1 protein-coding gene and 1 rRNA gene are annotated in these 687 nt (G+C 69.7%); both read right to left on the bottom strand.

What is annotated here, in order from left to right:
• The coding region (locus IEY20_RS17235) for a hypothetical protein (protein WP_229728155.1) at positions 1-364 on the bottom strand (364 nt) is incomplete at its 3' end.
• 247 nt (positions 365-611) lie between these two features.
• Positions 612-687, bottom strand: a 5S ribosomal RNA gene (gene rrf / locus IEY20_RS16935); the annotation flags it as partial.

A 687-nucleotide genomic window follows, 5' to 3' on the forward strand; every position in this document is an offset into this window, starting at 1 on the left:
GAACCACCACGGAACGGACGGTCAGAGCCACCACGGAACGGACGATCCCCGTCACGAGCCGGACGGTCAGAGCCACCCCGGAACGGACGATCACCGTCACGCTGGGGACGGCCGGCACCCCGAGGCCCGTCACCACGAGGCGGACGACCGCCCGCGGAGCGGTCGTCCCTCCACGCCGGTCGGTCACCACGCTGCGAGCCGTCCCGGAAGGAACGGTCACCCCCGCGGGCACCGCCATCGCGACGCTCGCCCTCGCGGCGTTCGAAGTCGCGCGGACCGGACGACCAGCGGCCGCCCTGGCCGCCGTCCCGACGAGGCCCACGGTCTCCGTCTCGACGCTGCCGGTCCGAGCGGCCTTCGCCATCCCGTCGCTGTTCGTCGTCGTTCGCCACCGTCGCTCCTCGTCTGCGCGCCCGGTCTCCCGAGCTGTCGTCCACTGTGTCGTTGTTGTTGGATGCCGTCCGCGAGCACGACACCGACCCAGTCCATCACGAACCGAGCCGGACGTCGAGGCGCGACGGCCGAAAACAGAAATGGCCACTGGCCGCCGCGAGAGACAGGTTTCCCTGCTCTCGACGGAGGGCCAGTGGCCACGTCTTCTTGCAAAATAAGTCCGGCGGCGTCCTACTCTCCCACAAGGTCCCCCTTGCAGTACCATCGGCGCTGAGAGGCTTAGCTTCCGGGTTC

The sequence above is a fragment of the Curtobacterium luteum genome, assembly GCF_014646995.1.
GTDB classification, from domain to species: Bacteria; Actinomycetota; Actinomycetes; order Actinomycetales; family Microbacteriaceae; genus Curtobacterium; species Curtobacterium luteum.